Source organism: Mesorhizobium sp. M7D.F.Ca.US.004.03.1.1, assembly GCF_003998635.1.
Classification (GTDB): Bacteria; Pseudomonadota; Alphaproteobacteria; order Rhizobiales; family Rhizobiaceae; genus Mesorhizobium; species Mesorhizobium loti.
On sequence record NZ_RZQG01000723.1, the window covers coordinates 1 to 3126 of the forward strand.

Annotated in this window: 3 protein-coding genes; 2 read left to right on the forward strand and 1 reads right to left on the reverse strand. The window is 63.7% G+C overall.

The features are described from left to right. Window positions 1–883 (forward strand): biotin/lipoyl-containing protein (locus EN935_RS28665; protein ID WP_127373869.1); only part of this gene is annotated, 883 nt, incomplete at its 5' end. A 52-nt stretch (window positions 884–935) separates the two neighbouring features. Here EN935_RS28665 and EN935_RS28670 read toward each other — a convergent pair. Beyond that, window positions 936–1367: a hypothetical protein gene (locus EN935_RS28670; RefSeq protein WP_245462838.1), complete on the reverse strand. Its 432-nt coding sequence runs from the start codon at window positions 1365–1367 to the stop codon at window positions 936–938. Window positions 1368–1683: 316 nt separating this feature from the next. Here EN935_RS28670 and dnaE point away from each other — a divergent pair. Next, the coding region (gene dnaE, locus EN935_RS28675) for a DNA polymerase III subunit alpha (RefSeq protein ID WP_206534592.1) at window positions 1684–3126 on the forward strand (1443 nt) is incomplete at its 3' end.

The following is a 3126-nucleotide window of genomic DNA, read 5'->3' on the forward strand; positions in this document are numbered from 1 at the left end:
CACCGAAGGCTCCGAAATCTCGATGTTCTACGATCCGATGCTCGCCAAGTTATGCACCTGGGCGCCGACGCGTTTGGAAGCGATCGATGCCATGTCGGAAGCGCTCGACAGCTTCGTCGTCGACGGCATCGAGCACAACATTCCGTTCCTGGCTGCCTTGATGCAGCATCCGCGCTGGCGGGAAGGGCAGATATCGACCGCTTTCATATCAGAGGAATATCCCGACGGCTTCGCGCCGGTCGTACCGAACAACGATGAGAAAGCCGTGCTGGCGTCGATCGCGACCGCGGTGGAACTGCTGCGCCGCGACCGGCTCGACCGGCTGGGCGGGCGGCTGGCGCCGCATTCGGGAGCGCTGAAGCGCGACTGGGTGGTGAAGATCGGCGATGACTATCTGTTGGCGTCGATCCTCGAGGGCATGATTTCCATCCCGATGGAAATCGATCTGTCGATTGAGGGCGGCAAGGCGCTGACCGTTGCATCCGACTGGCGGCCGGGCGATCTGATCTGGCGCGGCAAGGTCGGCAAGCGCAAGGTTACGGCTCAGATCAGGCCGGTTGCCAATGGCTTTCGCATTGCCTGGAAGGGCATGTCGGTGACCGCGCGCGCCATGCTGCCGCGCACCGCCGAGCTGGAAAGGCTGATGCCCGAAAAGATAGCGCCGGACACGTCGAAACTGCTGCTTTGTCCGATGCCTGGCCTTGTCGTGTCGATTTCCGTTGCCGAAGGCCAGGAAGTCAAGGCCGGCGAGACGCTGGCGGTGGTCGAGGCGATGAAGATGGAAAACGTGCTGCGCGCCGAACGCGATCTGGTGATCTCGAAACTCAACGCCAGGCCGGGTGACAGCCTGGCGGTTGACGCGGTGATCATGGAATTCGCCTGATTTTTTGCGCCGCAATCGAGGACGGGCAGGCAGCCGCTCCTCGATCTCGGGGTCAAGCGGGCGCGGCCACCATGCTCTGGTCTGTAATGACGTAGACGCAGGCGCGGCAGGCGTCGGCGCCGTGCTGACTGTGCCAGCGGCAGGAGCCGCGAATGGCGCAGCTCGGCAGGTTTTCAGCCGGCGCAATCATCTGCTCGGCCATGCCGGTTAGCACCTTTTCGATGACGCCGCAGGAATTGCCGGTCCATTGCTTGCATTTGCCCTCGACGCAACGGCTGGCAAAGCGGAAGCGCGCTTCCGGGGCGCCGGCCTCGCTTGCCTGTTCGACGAATTCGGCGTCGATTTCGAACCGCTTCGGGATCGGCCGCACGATGCCGTCCGGCCCGACCACGCCGATCAGCAGCGCTCCCGCTTCGGCGCGAGCGCTCGGGCAGGACTTTTCGCCCCCGTCGACGAGCTTGGGGCTGATTGGAACCGGTTTCATATCTGCCAGAGCGCGCCACATGTTCAGCACATCATCCCGACAAAACGGCTAGCCATGAGAATTTCCCTGTTGAAAGACGATTTCACAATGGCAGTGTGCGATTGGCGCGCTCCGTCGACCATGAAGCGCTTCACACCGGTCCCGGATCGGCCTGGCGGCCGGCGGCCACGAGGTTTCCGGGTATGGGCAAGGCGGCGGGACCGAGAACGCTGGCAGGTCAAAGCGCGGGAGCCTAGATTAGGGCGGCAAGTCAAGATTCGCGGATCAGATTGAAAGCAAGGACCCGGTGGCCGACGAAAAACTTCCCCGCGACCCCCTGAAGCGCGAAGCCGCGATAGCAGCCGCGCGGCCGGAGGCGCCGGCGCGGCCCTTCGTCCATCTGCGCGTGCATTCGGCCTATTCGCTGCTGGAAGGCGCCTTGCAGATCGGCAAGGTGGTGGCTCATGCGGTCAAGGACGAAGCCCCGGCCATTGCCGTCACCGATACCAACAATCTGTTCGGCGCGCTTGAGTTCGCGCAGAAGGCGGTCAAGGACGGCATCCAGCCAATCATCGGCTGCCAGACTGCGCTCGCCTTTTCCGGCGAAAACATCGATGGCCAGCGTGATCGCAGGCGGCAAGGTCCCGATATGCGGCCGGTCGTCCTGCTTGCCGCGACCGAAGCCGGCTATTCCAATCTGGTCAGGCTGGTCAGCCGCGTCTACCTCGAAACGCCGCCCGGCGAGGCCGTGCACCTTACCACCGAAATGATGCAAGGCTATTGTGACGGGCTGATCTGCCTCAGCGGTGGACCGCGCGGCCCGATCGGCATTGCGCTCAAGGATGACCGCCGCGATCTAGCTGAGGCACGGCTTTTGACCCTCAAGGCGATGTTCGGCGACCGGCTCTATGTCGAGCTGGACCGGGTATCCGGCTATGATCGCGTGATCGAGAAATCCTCGGTCGATTTGGCTTATGCCCATGAACTGCCTCTGGTCGCCACCAACGAGGCGTTCTTCTCGGCCCGCGACGACTATGACGCGCATGACGCGCTGATCGCCATTGCTGAGGGTTCGGTCGTCGCCGCCGACAATCGTCGTCGGCTGTCACCGGACAATTTCCTGCGCAGCCAGGCCGATATGGCCAGGCTGTTCGCCGACCTGCCGGAAGCGATCGACAACACCGTCGAGATCGCGCTGCGCTGCTCCTACTACCCGAAGAACCGCAACCCGATCCTGCCGCGCTTCACCGGCGGCGATGTCGCCGACAATGACGCAGCCGTGCAGGCGGAAGCCGACGAACTGGCCCGCCAGGCGCATGAGGGGCTCGACGCGCGGCTGGCCGCGCATGGCCCGACAGCCGGCTACACGGTCGAGCAGTATCGCGAGCGGTTGAATTTCGAGCTCGGCATCATCACCAAGATGAAGTTTCCCGGCTACTTCCTGATCGTTGCCGACTTCATCAAATGGGCGAAGGCACAGGGCATTCCGGTCGGGCCGGGACGCGGTTCGGGCGCAGGCTCGCTGGTCGCCTATTCGACGACCATCACCGACATCGATCCGTTGCGCTTCTCGCTTCTGTTCGAGCGCTTCCTCAATCCCGACCGCGTGTCGATGCCCGACTTCGACATCGACTTCTGCCAGGATCGCCGCGAGGAGGTCATCCGCTACGTCCAGCAGAAATACGGTCGCGACCAGGTCGGCCAGATCATCACCTTCGGGACGCTGCAGGCCCGCGCCGTGCTGCGCGACGTCGGCCGCGTGCTGCAGATGCCCTACGGC